General features: G+C 70.4%; 1 protein-coding gene and 1 pseudogene. One reads left to right on the top strand and one right to left on the bottom strand.

Features of this window, described 5'->3' with window-relative positions; all coding sequences use genetic code 11:
• Positions 1 to 76: 76 nt before the first annotated feature.
• On the bottom strand, positions 77 to 1,492 hold the full coding sequence (gene eat, locus ACFXGA_RS07480) for an ethanolamine permease (protein WP_378085182.1): 1,416 nt from the start codon (positions 1,490 to 1,492) through the stop codon (positions 77 to 79).
• Between the two features lie 177 nt (positions 1,493 to 1,669).
• Between eat and ACFXGA_RS07475 the strand changes: the two are divergent.
• Positions 1,670 to 2,625: pseudogene (locus ACFXGA_RS07475) on the top strand (glutamine synthetase); the annotation flags it as partial.

The following is a 2,625-nucleotide window of genomic DNA, read 5'->3' as shown; positions in this document are numbered from 1 at the left end:
GTTGTTTGTTTATCCTCTTTTGTGTCGGTGTGGAGGGGGGTGGGGCACCCCCCCCCCACCCCCCCCGCGCCGCCGGTCAGTCCTTCAGCTCCTCCTCGGCCTGCGCGATGGCGGCGAACTCCTCCTCCGGCGCGGCGGCCACCAGGTGGTGGCGGCTGTAGAACCAGAAGTACGCCAACGCCACCACGACGATGCCCGCGGTGATCCCGGCGGCCAGCTCGTCCACGAAGAACGTCGCCACGACCGCCGCCACCGCGAGCACCAGCGCCACCCCGGTGGTCACGACGCCGCCCGGCGTCCGGTATGGACGGTCCAGTTCGGGCTCGCGGACGCGCAGCACGATGTGCGACACCATCATCAGCACGTACGACAGCGCCGCGCCGAACACCGCGACGTTGATCAGCGTCGCCCCGCTCTCCAGGATCGCCGCGAGCGCGAAGCCGACGGTGCCGGGCACGATCAGCGCGAGGTACGGCGTCTTGCGCCTGCCGGTCTTCGACAGCCACCGCGGCAGGTACCCGGCCCGCGACAGCGCGAACAGCTGCCGCGAGTACGCGAAGATGATCGAGAAGAACGACGCCACCAACCCGGCCAGGCCCACGTAGTTCACCACCTGCGCCAGCGCGTTGTCGCCGCCGTAGGCCGCGCGCACCGCCTCGGGCAGCGGGTTGCCCGACGCCATCAACGCCGCCGAGCCCGCGCCGCCGGGCGCGAACACCAGGATCGCTGCCGCGAACACCAGCAGCGCCACCATCGCGCCGATGATCCCGCGCGGCATGTCCCTCTTCGGGTCGCGCGCCTCCTCCGCCGCGAGCGGCACGCCCTCGACCGCCAGGAAGAACCAGATCGCGTACACCAACGCGCCCAGCGCGCCCGCGAACCCGAACGGCAGGAAGCTCCCGTCGCCGACGTCGAACAGCTTGGCGGAGTCGAACTTCGGCGCCATCCCGGCCACGAACGCGATCAGCGCGACCACCGCGACACCGGTGATCACGAACATCAGCCGCAGCGCCTCGCCCACCCCGTACAGGTGCACGCCGACGAAGATCGCGTAGCAGACCAGGTACACCGGCCACGAGCTGGTGAGCCCGAACAGCCCGAGCGCCTGCACGTAGTCACCGATGAACACCACGATCGCGGCGGGCGCGATCGCGTACTCGACCAGGATCGCGACGCCCGTCGCGAAACCGCCCAGCGGTCCGAGCGCCCGGCGCGCGAACCCGTACCCGGCCCCCGCCACGGGCAGCGCGGCGGCCAGCTCCGCCAGGCCGAACACCATGCACGTGTACATGGCGCCCATCAGGACCGTCGCGACCAGCAGCCCGCCCCACCCGCCCTGGGCGAGCCCGAAGTTCCACCCGGCGAAGTCGCCGGAGATGACGTACGAGACCCCGAGGCCGGCCAGCAGCACCCAGCCCGCGGCGCCGCGCTTGAGCTGCCGGTGCTCCAGGTAGTCGTGGCCCACCTTCTCGTACTCGACGTGTTTGGCCATCTGCGCTCCCTAATGGGTCAGTCGCGCTCCTTTGCACGGAGAGTGGCGTGTGTCACCTGACGGTGTCAACAGGCGATTGTCCGAAGAGTCGTCCGAAAGGGATGTGGCGGCGTTCACTCGAAGGTGTCAGGATGAAGCGTCCAATGGCTCGCTGTCATACCTTTGGAGGTACTGCGGATGCTCGCCGTGGAGGAGTTGCGCGTGCTCGTGGACACCGGGGAGATCGACACGGTGCTGGTGGCCGTCGTCGACATGCAGGGCCGGCTCCAGGGCAAGCGTTGCGCCGCGCGCTACTTCCTGGACGAAGTCCTCCAGCACGCCGCCGAGGGCTGCGACTACCTCCTGGCCGTGGACGTGGAGATGAACACGGTCGGCGGCTACGCCATGTCGTCGTGGGACAGCGGCTACGGCGACTTCGTGATGAAGCCGGACCTGTCCACGCTGCGCCGCGTGCCGTGGCACGAGGGCACCGCGCTCGTCCTGTGCGACCTGGTCTGGGAGGACGGCACGCCCGTCGTGGCCTCGCCCCGGCAGATCCTCCGCCGCCAGCTCGACCGGCTCGCCGAGCGCGGGCTGCGCGCGTTCGTCGGCACCGAGCTGGAGTTCATCGTCTTCGACAACACCTACGAGGACGCGTGGAACCGCGGCTACCGCGACCTCACCCCGGCCAACCAGTACAACGTGGACTACTCGCTGCTGGGCACCGCCCGCATCGAGCCGCTGCTGCGCGCGATCCGCAACCACATGGCGGGCGCGGGCCTGGTGGTCGAGTCGGCCAAGGGCGAGTGCAACCCCGGCCAGCACGAGATCGCGTTCCGCTACACCGAGGCGCTGGCGACCTGCGACAACCACAGCGTCTACAAGACCGGGGCCAAGGAGATCGCGGCGCAGCAGGGCAAGGCGATCACGTTCATGGCCAAGTACAACGAGCGCGAGGGCAGCTCCTGCCACGTCCACCTGAGCCTGCGGTCGGCCGACGGCGAGCCGGTGTTCGCCGAGGGGAGCGGCCGGTCGAAGCTCATGGACCACTTCCTGGCCGGGGGGGGGGGGGCCCGGCGCGCGGGGTGGCTGGGGCTCTCCCGCCCCGAGGACCACAAAAACCAGTGGTGGGCGGGGGGGGGGGGGGCCGCCCC

The organism is Actinosynnema sp. NPDC059335, from assembly GCF_042752395.1.
GTDB lineage: Bacteria > Actinomycetota > Actinomycetes > Mycobacteriales > Pseudonocardiaceae > Actinosynnema.
The sequence above is the reverse complement of the archived record's forward strand: the minus strand, read 5'-3'. Positions and strand labels throughout refer to the sequence as shown.

Bases quoted from the DNA above. Each gene is read 5' to 3' on its own strand.
- eat (WP_378085182.1), bottom strand. From the start codon at position 1,492: ATGGCCAAACACGTCGAGTACGAGAAGGTGGGCCACGACTACCTGGAG.